The sequence below is a fragment of the Idiomarina sp. 017G genome (genome assembly GCF_004362265.1).
Classification (GTDB): domain Bacteria; phylum Pseudomonadota; class Gammaproteobacteria; order Enterobacterales; family Alteromonadaceae; genus Idiomarina; species Idiomarina loihiensis.
Window position 1 is genome coordinate 57,024 of the sequence record NZ_SNWT01000006.1, and the last position, 13,962, is coordinate 70,985.

At 47.7% G+C, this 13,962-nt stretch carries 15 protein-coding genes; 14 read left to right on the forward strand and 1 reads right to left on the reverse strand.

Annotation, left to right across the window (positions count from 1 at the left end; all coding sequences use genetic code 11):
* Window positions 1–2: 2 nt before the first annotated feature.
* Window positions 3–1,235 (reverse strand): adenosine deaminase family protein, encoded by a 1,233-nt coding sequence (locus DEU30_RS09040; RefSeq protein WP_034818721.1) that lies wholly within the window; start codon window positions 1,233–1,235, stop codon window positions 3–5.
* A gap of 101 nt (window positions 1,236–1,336) precedes the next feature.
* Between DEU30_RS09040 and DEU30_RS09045 the strand changes: the two genes are divergently transcribed.
* From DEU30_RS09045 to DEU30_RS13735, 14 genes are all read left to right on the forward strand, one after another.
* Window positions 1,337–1,918, forward strand: a complete 582-nt coding sequence (locus tag DEU30_RS09045; RefSeq protein WP_011233622.1) for a thymidine kinase — start codon at window positions 1,337–1,339, stop codon at window positions 1,916–1,918.
* Window positions 1,919–2,004: 86 nt separating this feature from the next.
* Entirely contained in the window at window positions 2,005–3,039 is a 1,035-nt protein-coding gene (pyrC, locus tag DEU30_RS09050) for a dihydroorotase (protein WP_034818719.1), read from the forward strand.
* A 130-nt stretch (window positions 3,040–3,169) separates the two neighbouring features.
* Window positions 3,170–4,081, forward strand: a complete 912-nt coding sequence (locus tag DEU30_RS09055; RefSeq protein WP_114982039.1) for a Type II secretory pathway component — start codon at window positions 3,170–3,172, stop codon at window positions 4,079–4,081.
* Window positions 4,078–4,686, forward strand: coding sequence for a PilN domain-containing protein (locus DEU30_RS09060; protein WP_114982040.1), 609 nt, complete (start codon window positions 4,078–4,080; stop codon window positions 4,684–4,686). The genes DEU30_RS09055 and DEU30_RS09060 overlap by 4 nt, the downstream gene beginning before the upstream one ends.
* Window positions 4,679–5,314, forward strand: coding sequence for a Type II secretory pathway component (locus tag DEU30_RS09065; RefSeq protein WP_114982041.1), 636 nt, complete (start codon window positions 4,679–4,681; stop codon window positions 5,312–5,314). Before DEU30_RS09060 ends, DEU30_RS09065 begins: the two co-directional genes overlap by 8 nt.
* Window positions 5,307–5,648 (forward strand): general secretion pathway protein GspB, encoded by a 342-nt coding sequence (locus DEU30_RS09070; RefSeq protein WP_114982042.1) that lies wholly within the window; start codon window positions 5,307–5,309, stop codon window positions 5,646–5,648. The genes DEU30_RS09065 and DEU30_RS09070 overlap by 8 nt, the downstream gene beginning before the upstream one ends.
* The gene (gene mshL / locus DEU30_RS09075; RefSeq protein ID WP_114982043.1) at window positions 5,645–7,333 is read left to right on the forward strand and encodes a pilus (MSHA type) biogenesis protein MshL; all 1,689 of its coding nucleotides are present in this window, start codon (window positions 5,645–5,647) and stop codon (window positions 7,331–7,333) included. The genes DEU30_RS09070 and mshL overlap by 4 nt, the downstream gene beginning before the upstream one ends.
* Before the next feature lie 10 nt (window positions 7,334–7,343).
* On the forward strand, window positions 7,344–8,252 hold the full coding sequence (locus DEU30_RS09080) for an AAA family ATPase (RefSeq protein ID WP_114982044.1): 909 nt from the start codon (window positions 7,344–7,346) through the stop codon (window positions 8,250–8,252).
* Window positions 8,249–9,322 (forward strand): tetratricopeptide repeat protein, encoded by a 1,074-nt coding sequence (locus DEU30_RS09085; RefSeq protein WP_114982045.1) that lies wholly within the window; start codon window positions 8,249–8,251, stop codon window positions 9,320–9,322. Before DEU30_RS09080 ends, DEU30_RS09085 begins: the two co-directional genes overlap by 4 nt.
* Window positions 9,319–11,034 (forward strand): GspE/PulE family protein, encoded by a 1,716-nt coding sequence (locus DEU30_RS09090; protein WP_114982046.1) that lies wholly within the window; start codon window positions 9,319–9,321, stop codon window positions 11,032–11,034. The genes DEU30_RS09085 and DEU30_RS09090 overlap by 4 nt, the downstream gene beginning before the upstream one ends.
* On the forward strand, window positions 11,034–12,272 hold the full coding sequence (locus DEU30_RS09095; RefSeq protein ID WP_034818698.1) for a type II secretion system F family protein: 1,239 nt from the start codon (window positions 11,034–11,036) through the stop codon (window positions 12,270–12,272). The genes DEU30_RS09090 and DEU30_RS09095 overlap by 1 nt, the downstream gene beginning before the upstream one ends.
* Window positions 12,272–12,721, forward strand: a complete 450-nt coding sequence (locus DEU30_RS09100; RefSeq protein ID WP_034818696.1) for a hypothetical protein — start codon at window positions 12,272–12,274, stop codon at window positions 12,719–12,721. Before DEU30_RS09095 ends, DEU30_RS09100 begins: the two co-directional genes overlap by 1 nt.
* 75 nt (window positions 12,722–12,796) lie before the next feature.
* Window positions 12,797–13,390 (forward strand): prepilin-type N-terminal cleavage/methylation domain-containing protein, encoded by a 594-nt coding sequence (locus tag DEU30_RS09105; protein WP_227016354.1) that lies wholly within the window; start codon window positions 12,797–12,799, stop codon window positions 13,388–13,390.
* Window positions 13,391–13,420: 30 nt separating this feature from the next.
* On the forward strand, window positions 13,421–13,942 hold the full coding sequence (locus tag DEU30_RS13735) for a prepilin-type N-terminal cleavage/methylation domain-containing protein (RefSeq protein ID WP_114982047.1): 522 nt from the start codon (window positions 13,421–13,423) through the stop codon (window positions 13,940–13,942).
* Window positions 13,943–13,962 lie beyond the last annotated feature (20 nt).

The window sequence follows — 13,962 nt, forward strand, 5'->3', positions numbered from 1 at the left end:
ACTTAGCTTGCGTCGTTTAACCCAAACTGTTTAACCACTTTGTCAAAATACTCCAGGTTTTGCTTAGCGTAATCGCGTTTTTCTACATAGCGACCCGGGAAGAAGTTTTTCTTAAAGCCGTAGGCGACAATGTCTTTCAGGCGCTTCAGCGAAATATCAAAATTATCCACAGCTAACTGATATTCGTTACTTACCGTGGTACGAGAAACCAGACGGTTATCAGTACAAATAATGGTCGCCAGGCGGTTATCCAGCATGTGCTGGAAGTTGTGGTTTTTAATGTCGCCAATATCGGGGTTAGTTTGCAGGTTACTGGTCAGGCAAACTTCAACGGCAATACGACGGTCAGCAATATAAGAGGCCAGGCTTTCACCATAAGCTTTCGGGTCTTCAATAGACGGGTCCTGAGTCATTTCAGGAGAGAATAAGGAATAACCATGACCTAAGCGGTCGGCATGGCACTTGGTTAACGCCTCAAAAATGCTCTCAGCGCCGTAAGCTTCTCCGGCATGTACGGTTTTCAGCAGAAAGTTCTCGTGCGCGTATTCGTATACTTCTTTGAACTCACCCGCCGGGTAACCAATTTCCTGACCGGCAATATCCAGCCCGACAATTGGCATGCCTTCTTCGTCACGCATACGAACGCTGGCGCGAACTAAGTCCATTGCGGCCGTTTTAATAACCTGCATAGGTTCAAAGTCGCGCATTAACTGAAACATTTGTGTGTAATAAGGGGAAAACCCTTTTTTACCAAACATCCGCATGGCGCAGTTGATAATGCCGTAGTCAAATGGTGGCTTATCGCCGTTTTTAACGTCTGCGCGGTTGTTGTACTCTTTCTTTGCGCGCAAAAGGCCGTCGTTTACTACGTGCATTATGGTGTCAAAAGTAACACCTTTACCTGGGTCCATGAGTAGCTGAGGAGCAAAACGTACCTCAATGTAATTAACCCCTTCGTTTTGATTATCGACGGCTAATTCATAAGAGGCTTGCTCCAGGTTTTCTAAATCGCGCAAAGCGGCACAGGTGTACTGAAACCCATTGAGGTATTCACCCAAATTGTTGTAATGCGATTTAAATACCAGATCAAACAGGCCTTCTTCAGTATAGCTTGGAAGTTCGATATCAGCGCGCTTAGCCATATCAATTAAGCTGCTGGCACGAAGGCTGCCATCAAGGTGCAAGTGCAAGTCAGCTTTAGGAATGGCTTTGATAAATTCGGGGGAATATTGCATAGAGAACTCCTGCCTTAAGGTTGCTTTGTCCCATAATGCCATAAAATCGTGCTAATCTCTGCCAGGATCTGACCACATTAACTTAAAAAAAATAGAACAAAATGGCTTCTTTATATTTCACTTACTCGGCAATGAATGCAGGCAAAAGTACGTCGTTATTGCAAGTGGCGCACAATTACGAAGAGCGCCAACAACATGTCCTGCTAATGACGCCGGCTTTAGATGATCGGGCAGGTAAAGGACGTATTGCTTCCCGATTAGGAATTGGTCGCGATGCGGTGTCTTTCACCCACCGGACAGATTTAGCTGCCGTAGTCCGGGCTCGCTACATGCAACAGGCAATTGACTGTGTGTTAATTGATGAGGCGCAGTTTTTAAGTGAAGAGCAGGTGTGGCAACTGTCCAGTCTGGCTGACACCGACAATATTCCGGTAATGTGTTACGGCATCCGCACCGACGCTTTTGGCAACGCCTTTCCGGGTAGTGCGGTGTTGTTGGCTATAGCCGACAAACTGGTGGAAATGAAAACCATCTGCCACTGCGGTCGCAAAGCGACCATGTCATTGCGGGTTGACGAACAGGGCAATGCGATACGCATGGGGCAGCAAATAGCTATTGGTGGCAATGATCGTTACGTTTCCTGTTGTCGTAAACACTGGAAAGAAGCCATGGGGCTGCGCTAAAACGGTCAAATAGAGTACGGAATATGGGTTTTAGCGAAGGCACTTGATGGTATACTGAGTTTCTCATTTTTTAGCCAGAAGTGACTATGCAAAGCTTAACAATTCCAAGACCTGATGACTGGCACCTGCATTTACGCGATGGTGCAATGTTACAAACTACCGTACCTGCAACCGCAGCAGTGTTTCATCGTGCTGTGGTTATGCCAAACCTGGTACCCCCGGTAACAACCGTAGCGGCCGCTATGGAGTATCGCGAGAGAATTTTGGCCGAAATTCCCGCTGGTATGAGTTTTCACCCGCTTATGGCTCTGTATCTCACGGCAGACACGACTCCAGAAGAAATTGCTGAAGCTGCTGCGAACGAGCATGTTATTGGCTTCAAGCTATACCCGTCAGGAGCCACCACAAATTCTGCCGCTGGTGTAAAATCGGTAGAAGCTCTTGCTCCGGTGCTGGCTGCTATGCAGGAGCATCAGGTGCCTTTGCTGGTGCATGGTGAAGTAACCGACAGCGACGTTGATATCTTTGACCGCGAAAGAGTCTTTATTGAGCGGCATTTAATTCCGATAACCGAGCGCTTCCCGCAATTAAAGCTGGTGCTGGAGCACATTACCACCGCCGACGCGGTTAAGTTTGTCGAAAATGCCAACAGTAATGTCGCAGCAACAATGACCCCGCAACACTTACTGATGAACCGCAACGACTTGCTGGTCGGTGGTATTCGTCCACACAACTATTGTTTGCCAATTTTAAAACGCCAGTCACACCAGCAGGCTTTGCAGCAGGCGGCCTTGTCCGGTAACCCTAAGTTTTTCCTCGGAACTGACTCAGCTCCGCATGTGCAGGCAAGTAAAGAGACTGCCTGTGGTTGCGCTGGTTGTTATTCAGCTCCAGCAGCAATTGAGCTTTATGCCGAGTTTTTTAGTCAGCATAACGCGCTGGATAAATTGGCAAATTTTGCCAGTGTTTTTGGAGCTGATTTTTATCAGTTACCCCGCAACACTGAGACCATTGAACTGGTTCAACAACCATGGACTGTTGCTGAAACGGTAGACACGGCAACAGGGCCTATGGTGCCTTATTGGGCAGGGTCTGATTTGCAATGGAAACTGCGCGGCTAGCCATTAAAGTTGTAGTGCGAAAAATGGGTTATGACGAAGATCATAAACTGTAGCGAACCCGCGCTTTTTCTGATGAGCTTTGCAAAGTTTCTGTTAACATGGTTGAAAATAAAATAAAGGATGTTGTTGAGTGCTAGGATTTTCAAAGCAAAAACAAAATGATCACCGTATTTGCTTTCAAATAACGCAAAACAGCGTCCGTCTTCTCGTTGCTAAAGGCTCTGCTAACGCCCCCGAATTGATCGTTAATGACTACGAGCCAGTGCAGCGAGGTTCGTTACTTAAGCACGCGGATACCCTTTTGGGTAAATATTCCCGCTTGTCGTTAAAGCATGCGCAAGTCACCCTGGTGTTGGGAACGGATTTATACGAGTCGGTTCAGGTGGATAGGCCCATGCTGGATCCGGAAGAAATTTCGGAAAGCTTAAAATACAGTTTAAGCGACTTAGTGTCCTTTGCGGCTGATGAAATCATTGCCGACTATTATGAGTTTCCGGAGCAACCATCCGGTCAGGATAAAGTGGTTGCGGTTGCGGCGAATAAAAACGATTTAATGCCCTGGGTTGAGCTATTCAGTGAACATGACCTGAGCTTAACGGATATCGCCATTACTGAACTGACGTTACCGCGGTTAGCTGAAACTCAGAACCACGCTGAACTCACTTTATACCAAAATCCTGCTGGTAATTACCTTGCACAAATTAATACCCCCAAAGGGCTTATGTTTACTCGCTTGCTGCGCGGTGTGACCGATGTGTCTAAATACACAGAGAGTGAAATAGCAGCTGGTGCTTTAGAACCTTTGGCAACAGAGCTACAGCGCTCGGTTGATTATTTCGAAAGCCATTTGCGACAGGCCCCCATTAGCCGAATTATTATTGCCGTAGAACATATGACGCCGGCGTCCCTTGAAAAGAGCCTGGCTGAGCTGTTAGCAGTAGAGTGCACTATGTATCAGTACCCGCAATGGTCCGCTGACTTACGCGAGGGCGACTACTCCGATCTTGCCGGTTTAGGTGCGTTAGTTGAGGGCGATTTATGAAGCAATGGGTAAATCTGTACCGCAGTGAGCTGAAGCCGGTAAAGCAGAGGCTCACACTAACAAAGGTAAGCTCTGTTTTGGGTGTTTGGCTGGCGCTGTTGCTCATTGTGGTAGGTGTTACTCAGTGGCAAAAGGCAACAGTTGTGCAAAAGAATGAACAATTGTCAGCTACCCTGACTAAGCTCAATAATGACCTGGAGAGCAGTCGCGAGAGAATGTCCCGGCGGCAGCCAAGCCCGCAACTGCAGGCAGAAAAAGAGCAGTTGCAACAAGAATTGCAGGACGCCAGAAGTTTCAGTCAGCAAATTGCAGAGTTTCGGCAAAACCGGTCTTCATCCGTTAGTGAGTTTTTACAGGAACTTGCAGATATCACCCCGGAAGACATTTGGTTAACCGATTTTTCAATGTCTGGTGAAAATATCCGTTTACACGGGCAAGCTCTAAACAGTGAAGCCTTAGTGCTGTGGATGGATAAATTTGGTCAGTCGAGCTTACTGGCAAATAAACGTTTTGCGGTTGTAGAACTTAAGCGCAGTGAGCAGGGTTATCAGCAGTTTTTGCTGCAAAGCGTCAGAAGCAGCGAGGGCGAATCAAACAATGAATAACTGGTGGTTACGCGCACAAGAAACTTTTAATTCTATGCCCGGAAGACAGCGAGCGCTTTTGTCGTTGGCCGGTTTTTTAATTATTACCCTGCCAATTATGAGTTACGTTATTTTTCCAACGCTGGAACAAAATAAAGTTCTTTCAGCGGATAACCACCGTATTGCTACTCAAATAGAACAGTCTGAGCAATTAGAGCAGGACTTGCAGGCGCAGTTAGCTAACGACATTGATGCTCCGGTCAGGGCTGAAATTAAGCAGTTGAAGCAGCGGTTAACGCAGGCAAAAGGCGATTTTTCGGAAAGCGAGGTTTTATTGCCCGCACAACAACGAAAGCAGTTTCTCAACAGCGTGTTACGTCATGCCTCGGAACTGGGAATGGATAGTTTAGAAGCTAAAGAGCCGACCGTCGTATTTGAAACCGGGTCTATTAAACTCTATCAGCATGCTGTGCAGGCGGAATTTACCGGGCGTTTTTTCGCGGTATCCGACTTTGTGGATACGCTGCAAAAAGAGTACCCCAATGTCCAGTGGGCCCGCTTTGATTATCAGGTAGGCGACTACCCGACAGCGAAGGTGACGATAGTCTGGTATCTGCTAAGTACGGATAAGGAGTTTATCAGTGCTTAAAGGAATTGCGTTGTTATTACTTATGGTCGCGGTCTCGGCTTTTTCGCAAGAGCGGGATCCTACCCAGCCGCCGTTTACAGTAAGTCAGCCCACAGTGGAAATGGATAGTTGGGGACAGAATATAAAACTGTCTCAAATTTTTTATTCAGAGCAGAGTCAGTCAGCGCGTATTAACGGTGAATGGGTTAAGCCTGGTGAAAATATTGATGGGTTTCGGGTTAATTCAGTTAATCCGAACAGCGTTATTTTAGAGAAGAACAACGAAAGAGTAGAGATTACTTTGTTTAAGCCGATAAAACAGAACGAGAAAGGTAATCCGGGGGCGGTACAATGAAAAAAGTTGCAGCAGGAGCGTTATTGTTGGCACTAAGCGGCTGTGCTTATCAACCGAGCTATTCTCCGGATGAAGCCAATAAAGCAATGAAACCGGAAGCTTCTGAAAAGAAAAAAACAGAGGCGAAGAAAGAACTGCCGGCAGAAGTCAGTAACTTCTTAAATCAGACGGCAAATAAAGAACAGGAAGATGGACTCGCTTTACTGGAAGAGCCCCGGTTTGTGCTGCAGGCCGATGATGTTGACGCGAAAGCTTTCTTTTATGGGCTAGCGGCAGATTCTCCTTACAACATTTTGGTACACCCCAATGTCAGTGGCGAAATCTCGCTAAGCCTGAAAGACGTTACCTTAGACGAAACGCTGGATGCTGTGCAGGACATGTATGGTTTTGAAGTTCGTCGTACCGGGCGGACTATTCAGATATACCCTGCCGGGGTAAGAACTCAGACGTTCTCACTGGATTATCTTTCGCTTCGCCGTTTTGGTATTTCACAGACTGAAATTTCAGGCGGAGGTGTGAGCGAGGAACGCAATAATCGAGACTTGGGTAACAATTCAGGAAGTAGGAACAGCAATACCCGTTCAGAAGGAACTCCTCTGCTTGGTAATAACGATGGGGAGTATCGCCGGGACAGCCAGCAGAATCAGTTGCAAGGCAACGGTTCCAGCATAAATACCCAGTCAGAGACCGACTTATGGGGCGGTTTAAAAGACGTTATTGAAGGCATTATTGTTGACGGCAATGTGGTGCTGTCGCCGCAGGCGGGTATTGTTAGTGTTACTGCTTCACCAAGTAAGCTGCGCGCTGTTGGTGATTTCATCACGGTTCTGGAATCTCGTCTGCAGCGTCAGGTTATTCTGGAAGCTCGTATTATTGAAGTAACTCTGAACGATGGCTATCAACAAGGGATAAACTGGAGTGACTTATACAATGGTAAAGCTGGTTGGGGAGTAGGGGTCGGTGTAGATTTTGCTGGAACAAATCCGCTTCCTGCAGCTTCAACTATAGGTGGTCTATTTGGGTTAACATATAGTGATGAAAGCAATAACTTTTCCGGCATGATTGAAATGCTGCAAACCCAGGGCACTGTACAAGTACTTTCTAATCCTCGTGTTAGTGCGTCGAACAATCAGAAAGCGGTTATTAAAATTGGTGAAGATTCTTATTTCGTAACCAACGTAGATTCGACAACTAATTTTGGAAGTGGAGGTAGTACACCTGTATCGAACTCAAATGTCGATTTAACACCGTTCTTCTCAGGTATATCTTTAGATGTTACCCCCCAAATTAGCGACGATGGTGAGGTCATTCTTCATGTACATCCGTCAGTTGTCGAAACGGAGGAGCAACAAAAAGTCATTACCTTAACCGACGGTGAGCTGGTGTTACCTCTGGCTCGTAGCAATATTCGTGAGTCAGACACCATAGTTAAAGCTCGCAACGGCGAAATAGTGGTTCTCGGTGGTTTGATGCAGACGACTAACTCCGAAGAAGTCAGTAAAGTACCGCTATTAGGTGATATTCCTTTGTTGGGCGAGTTATTTACTAACCGTCGCAACCGCCAGGAAAAGAAAGAACTGGTTATATTACTGAAACCGACTGTGGTGGGTGTTGATACCTGGCGCGATGAACTGAAACGATCTCGCGAACTGCTGCAAGAATGGTTCCCGGATATAGAGCAATAACTAAGGTAGTATGTACTTATACCATTACGGCTTACGCGAACTGCCCTTTACTATAACGCCGAACACGCAGTTCTACTACGACTTGAAAAGCCACCACGAAGCTTTCGAGGTGGTTTTAACGGCGTTAAAAACCGGTGAAGGCTTTATTAAAATTACCGGAGAGGTTGGAACCGGTAAAACTCTTCTGTGCCGACGGTTATTAAATGATATCCCTGACTTTTTTAAAACCGCTTACATTCCAGACTCATACCTTGACCCGGCTGAACTGAGGCTGGCCATTGCTCAGGAACTGGACCTGGAAACCGGACAAATGACCAATCAGCAGCAGCTGGCGCGGGCATTGCAACAGCGCTTGCTGGATATTAATAAAAACGGCCAGGCCGTGGTGATACTCATTGATGAGGCACAGGCGCTGCCGGAAGAAAGTCTGGAAGCTTTGCGTTTATTATCCAACCTGGAAACTGAACGGCGTAAATTGGTGCATATTATTTTACTGGGTCAGCCGGAACTGGATGAGCGTTTGTCACAAAAAGCCTTTAGGCAACTTCGTCAGCGAATCAGTTTTTCGCATAAATTAACCGCCATGAATGCGGATGAAACAGCCGAATATATAGCGCACCGGATGGATGTCGCCGGTTATCAGGGGACTCCGATATTTGACTGGAAGTTAGTCCGGCGATTACACCGTTGCAGCCGTGGCGTGCCCCGTCTGATTAATATGCTGTGCCATAAAATGCTGTTGCTGGCTTATGGTGAAGGACGTCATCAGCTGTCGACGCGGGACTTAAAGCTCGCGGTTAATGACACCGAAGACGCGGAATTGACTCGTTCTGTATGGCTTCCCGTAACGGTGTCTGTGTGCGTATTTTTTCTGGCGGCAGCCGCGCTCAGTTATTGGCAAATGGGTGGTTCGCTATGAGCGTTATTAATAAAGTTTTAAAAGATTTAGACCGTCGGGGGCAGCAGCCCTTCTCGAAAAGGGCGGCGAGTAGCGCCGTTGAGCGCCGCAGTAGTCATCGTTTAGGGTTATGGTTGCTGGCGCTGATGCTATTGATTGTTCTGGCCTTAGTGGTTTTTTGGTGGCAGTCGCGTTCAGAAAACACAATGACGGTAACGGAGAGCGAGCCGGCTGAAATGCCAAAACTGCAAGAGCGGGTCGAGCCATTCATTGATACTGCAGTGATAGAAGTGCCAGCTGAGCGCACCCCTCGCTCTGAAAGTGATTCACGGCAATCTAGTGAGATAGTATCACAAGACTTGGCTTCGGTTGTGATTCCGGAAACGGAACCGGAAAAGGCCGAAAAAGCAGAGTCCATGCCAGAAGAGCCTGTTGTTAACGCTGAAGACACCGAAAACGAGACGCAAAAAGGCGGTGAATTTAGCAAGCAACCCGTGCAGCTCTCGCCAGCAGAAATTTCCGCACAACATATTGAGAAGGCACAAAAAGCTCAGCAACAGGGTCGTTTAACTGCGGCGGAAGACCATTGGCGTAAGGCGCTTGCTGTTACACCTGAAAATAAAGAGGTGAGGAAAAAGCTGGCTGCTTTGCAGTTTGGCCGGAATAAGGTATCGCAGGCATTAACAACGCTAGAAGCCGGCTTTAAGCTGAACCCGGACGACTTTGAGTTTCGTCTGTTAAGTGCCCGTATTCTTGAAAAAGAAGCGCGGCCTGCCGCAGCACTGAGTTTATTGAAGCAAGCGACACCAGACGCCGGTGCCTATCCGGAATATGTCCAGAAACAGGCGTTGTTGGCCCAGTCTCAGGGTGATTATAAGACTGCTGCTGACGCATATCAGCGCCTTGTCGAGTCTGAACCGGAACAAGGCCGCTGGTATTTAGGTAAAGCCGTTGCGCAACAGGAGTTCGCGCCAGAAGTCGCTGTTGCCTCATATCAGGAAGCGTTTAAACGGATAAAACATCAGCCGACCCTGGATTTTATTGAGCAGCAAATTACGTCTTTACAGGTAACTGAAGCAGGTGAGCAATGAAGCGTCCTCGTCTTAAAATGCGATTAGGCGATTTGCTTGTTCACGAGCAAATCATCAGTGAAGAGCAGCTGCAAAAAGCACTAGAGCAACAGCGTATTAGCGGACGTAAGCTGGGCGCGACGTTAACCGATCTTGGCTATATTTCCGAACAGCAGTTACTCGAATTCCTGGCGCAGCAACTTAAACTGCCGCTTATCAGTATTTCTGAACGTAAAATTCCGGCTGAAGCCTTTAAATTGCTACCCGAAGTTCAGGCGCGTCGGCATCGGGCTTTGGTTATAGAAGCCAGCGAAGAGCAGGCATTAGTGGGTATGAGTGACCCGGCTGACCTGTCCTCAATTGACGCCATTAATCAATTATTGGCTCCGCGCCAGGTTGAACTTGCCGTGGTTCCCGAAGGCGAGTTGATGCAGGCCTTTGATAACCTCTATCGACGCACCAAAGAAATTGAAACCTTCGCCAGTCAGTTGCAGGACGAATACGAAGATACCAGTGAGTTTGAGCTGGGGCAGTTAAGCCTCGATGACGACACTGATGAAGCCACGGTGGCTAAATTACTGCAGTCCATTTTTGAGGATGCAGTGCAAGTTCGAGCCTCAGACATTCACATTGAGCCGGACGACCGTAAATTACGGATTCGCCAACGTGTGGACGGTGTATTGCAGGAAAATGTGCTGGAAGAAACCAACATTGCCAATGCGCTGGTGTTACGTCTGAAGCTGATGGCCGGGCTGGATATTTCTGAACGACGCCTGCCGCAGGACGGCCGGTTTAATATTAAAATTCGCAAACACAGTATCGACGTGCGGGTATCAACCATGCCGGTGCAATACGGCGAGTCCTGCGTGTTGCGTCTGCTGGACCAATCTGCCGGGCTGTTGTCGCTGGAACAAACCGGTATGCCTGCTTCTATTGTTAAGCGTATACGGGCTTTAATTAAACGTCCGCATGGCATGTTGCTGGTAACCGGGCCTACCGGTTCGGGTAAAACCACAACGCTTTATGGTGCACTTAGTGAGCTGAATACCGAAGGCAAAAAGGTGATTACGGTTGAAGACCCGGTTGAGTACCGCTTGCCGCGTATTTCGCAAGTGCAGGTGAACAGTAAAATTGGATTGGATTTCTCACGGGTTCTGCGCACCACCTTACGTCAGGATCCGGACATTATTATGGTTGGTGAGATGCGCGACCACGAAACCGTTGAAATTGGTTTGCGCGGCTCTATTACCGGTCATTTAGTTTTATCCACACTGCATACCAACGACGCCATTACCAGTGCCATGCGTCTAATTGACATGGGCGCACCGCCGTATTTGGTCGCTGCTGCGTTGCGAGGCATATTAGCTCAGCGTTTGGTGCGCCGGGTATGCGATAAATGTGCAGAGAGTTACCAGCCGGATGAAGCCGAAAGTCAGTGGCTGGAGCATTTACGTGAGGGTAGCTCGGGCTATTCTTTTAAACGCGGAGTTGGTTGCCAGACATGTAACCATACCGGCTACCGTGGGCGCATAGGTGTGTTTGAACTGCTGGAAATGAATACGCCAATGATGGATGCCTTGCGTGATGGTAATACGCGAGAGTTTGCAATAGCTGCGAAAGCGCATCCGGGTTATCAGTCTATGGCCACGGTTGCACTGGATTATGCCCGTGAAGGTATTACCAGCGTCGACGAAGTCTTGTTTCTGGCTGAAAGTGTTGAGGACAGTATCTGATGCAGTTTCGGTATCGTGCACGGGACAAAGCAGGGCAACTGCAGCAAGGTTCACTGGATGCGAGTGATGAGCGCAATGCTGCCGATGTACTGATGCGTCGCGGCTTGGTACCGTTATCGATTAATTCTGTAAAAAGTCAGAGCTTTTCCTTCTTGAATAGTGGCTTTGGGGAAAGTTTAAAGTCTGCGTTTCAGCAAAAAGTGTCGCTGGACGAGCTGATTATATTTTGTCGTCAAATGTATTCACTGACCCAAGCCGGTATCCCTATGTTGCGGGCTATTGAAGGGCTGGCAGATACCACCCAGAACAAGCGCTTACGTAAAACCTTGCAGGATGTGCATGAGCAATTGGAGCGGGGGCGCAACCTGTCGTCAGCCATGTCACATCACCGGGGCGTTTTTCCACGGCTGGTTATTGCTATTGTGCATGTGGGTGAAAATACCGGGCAGCTGGAAGAGTCCTTTCAGCAGCTGTCGGTTTATTTAGAAAAAGAGCAAGACACCAGAAAGCGAATAAAAGCAGCCACCCGCTACCCAAGTTTTGTTCTTATCGCGCTCGTCATTGCCATGTTTGTATTGAACATTTTTGTGATCCCAACGTTCGCTTCTATGTTCAGTCGGTTTAATGTCGAACTGCCATGGGCAACCCGCGCCCTGTTGGGCTCGTCTGAATTTTTTGTCGGCTATTGGCATGTGTTGTTGATTGCAATGGTCGGTGTTTTTTTCGGCCTCAGGTATTACATAGCGACAGACAACGGAAGACTGAAATGGGACAGCCTGAAGTTAAAAGTACCCATTATTGGCTCCATTTTAATGCGTTCCATGTTAGGTCGTTTTGCCCGCAGTTTTTCGGTCATGATAGGTGCCGGCGTTCCGCTGACACAGGCTTTATCTTTAGTTGCTGAAGCGGTGGATAACGCCTGGATGGAAAAGCGCATTATTGAGATGCGCCGCGGCATTGAACGAGGCGAAAACCTGTCGCGGGTTGCCCGACAGTCAGGCCTGTTTACGCCATTAATTTTGCAAATGATATCGGTTGGTGAAGAAACCGGCCGGGTTGATGTTTTGCTGTTAGAGGTCGCTGAATATTACGAACGTGAAACCGACTACGATCTCAAAACCTTAACAGCGCGTATTGAGCCATTAATGATAGCCGTTGTAGCCGTTATGGTATTGATTCTCGCGCTGGGCATATTTACCCCAATGTGGGATATGATGAGTGCGTATCAGGGACGATAATGACCAGAACCGCAACGGATGAGCGCAAGGGTATTCAGCGGCTGCAGAATATTCTGGTGGTTTTGCTGTTGTTGGTATTGGCTGCAGTGGCGGCCAGAATGGTTCTGGTTGAAGAGCCGCAAAAATGGCGTCAGACCGAGTTAGATATTGCGGTTTCGCGTTTTATAGACTCGCTTTGGCTGGCCAGAACCGAGTGGATGCGACGTGGTAAGCCAAAAGAAATTGCTTTGTTGTACGAGAATAAAGCGCAGCAAACCACGGTAGTAATGAATGAACAAGGGTGGCCGTCGGTTGAGCCGGGATGTTTGCAGTTATGGCAGCATCTGGGCAGTAACGTGCCCGGCAGCGCTTTAGATACGGAATTAGAGAACGGGAATTGTCATTACAGAATTAACCAAAAACCTTGGTTTTCCTATAAAAGTGACCGGGGTCAGGTTGTTCGGAAATAACCCGGGAACCCGGTGTTAAGTGTTAAAGGAATGTAATAAAATGGATTCTATTGGAGTTTTAGTATGAGAGCTAAAATGAGTAAAAAACAGCAGGGTTTTACCATCATCGAGCTGATTATTGTCGTAGTCATTCTCGGCCTGTTGGCAGCCGCTGCCATTCCTCGCTTCACCGATGTATCATCGGATGCTGAAGACGCCGCCCTAGAAGGTGTTGCCGGTGGTTTTGCCAGTGCGGTTGGCATTGTTCGCGGCGAATGGGAACTGAGCGGTCGTCCGAAAGGGGCCAGTGGCACGGGAGCCGGGGCTGAGGTGTCTATGGACCAAATTCAGCTTTACGTAGACGGTAGCACGGGGTATCCGGTGAGTGGTGACAATGCAAATGCGCACGACGAAAATTTAGCAGCAACGGACTGCGTCAGTGTTATGCAGTCTATTTTGCAGGGCGCACCAACGGTGACAACCAATTTTAATAACCTGAACGAAACACGCTATTTTACTTACGTGACACAAGATAGCGCAGCAGGTAACGATATGTGTGTTTACTATTTAGCGAACACCATAAAAAATGAAACAGAAGCTCCGTCGGGTGATGATTATCTGACAGTGGGCAATGCTTTCGTTTATAATCCACGCAACGGCGGCGTGAGTATTCATAGCAACAACCAGTAAGTTTTTTTACAACAATTGAGAGTTTTAATTATGCGCAATCAAAAAGGTTTTACCCTGATCGAACTGATCATCGTTATTGTAGTTTTGGGGATTTTAGCAGTAACGGCTGCGCCTCAGTTTATTAATTTTTCCACTGATGCACGCACATCTACTGTTAAAGGCTTAAAAGGTGCTTTACAGGGCGCTGCTCAAACAGTTTATGCAAAAGCTGCCATCGATGACGACTTGGATGGTACTTCGGCTACTCCCGTGCCGGTTAATGGTGTAGCTACCGTGAACGGTTACCCTGCTGCATCAGCTGACGGTATCGTTAAAGCAGCTAGTTTAGGTGCATATGATACAGCCGGTTCCAGTAGCGATCCAGCAGTTCCCTTTTCAAGTGAAGACTGGGTCTATACGGTTGTCGGCACAACTATCTACATAGCACCTGCGGAATCAGTAGATGATACTAGTACAGCTCTGAGTAGTGATGGAGATTGCCAGGTAAACTACGCTAACGCGGCTGATGCTAATACCCCTCCCGCAATCACTATTGATACCTCTGGTTGTTAAATTGTCTGTTTACAGGCGCG

Excerpts from the sequence above, each read along its gene's own strand:
- DEU30_RS09105 (WP_227016354.1), top strand. The coding sequence starts at position 12,797 with ATGAGTAAAAAACAGCAGGGTTTTACCATCATCGAGCTGATTATTGTC.
- DEU30_RS09045 (WP_011233622.1), top strand. The coding sequence starts at position 1,337 with ATGGCTTCTTTATATTTCACTTACTCGGCAATGAATGCAGGCAAAAGT.
- DEU30_RS09100 (WP_034818696.1), top strand. The coding sequence starts at position 12,272 with ATGACCAGAACCGCAACGGATGAGCGCAAGGGTATTCAGCGGCTGCAG.
- DEU30_RS09085 (WP_114982045.1), top strand. The coding sequence starts at position 8,249 with ATGAGCGTTATTAATAAAGTTTTAAAAGATTTAGACCGTCGGGGGCAG.
- DEU30_RS09095 (WP_034818698.1), top strand. The coding sequence starts at position 11,034 with ATGCAGTTTCGGTATCGTGCACGGGACAAAGCAGGGCAACTGCAGCAA.
- DEU30_RS09060 (WP_114982040.1), top strand. The coding sequence starts at position 4,078 with ATGAAGCAATGGGTAAATCTGTACCGCAGTGAGCTGAAGCCGGTAAAG.
- DEU30_RS09080 (WP_114982044.1), top strand. The coding sequence starts at position 7,344 with ATGTACTTATACCATTACGGCTTACGCGAACTGCCCTTTACTATAACG.
- mshL (WP_114982043.1), top strand. The coding sequence starts at position 5,645 with ATGAAAAAAGTTGCAGCAGGAGCGTTATTGTTGGCACTAAGCGGCTGT.
- DEU30_RS13735 (WP_114982047.1), top strand. The coding sequence starts at position 13,421 with ATGCGCAATCAAAAAGGTTTTACCCTGATCGAACTGATCATCGTTATT.
- DEU30_RS09040 (WP_034818721.1), bottom strand. The coding sequence starts at position 1,235 with ATGCAATATTCCCCCGAATTTATCAAAGCCATTCCTAAAGCTGACTTG.
- DEU30_RS09065 (WP_114982041.1), top strand. The coding sequence starts at position 4,679 with ATGAATAACTGGTGGTTACGCGCACAAGAAACTTTTAATTCTATGCCC.
- pyrC (WP_034818719.1), top strand. The coding sequence starts at position 2,005 with ATGCAAAGCTTAACAATTCCAAGACCTGATGACTGGCACCTGCATTTA.
- DEU30_RS09090 (WP_114982046.1), top strand. The coding sequence starts at position 9,319 with ATGAAGCGTCCTCGTCTTAAAATGCGATTAGGCGATTTGCTTGTTCAC.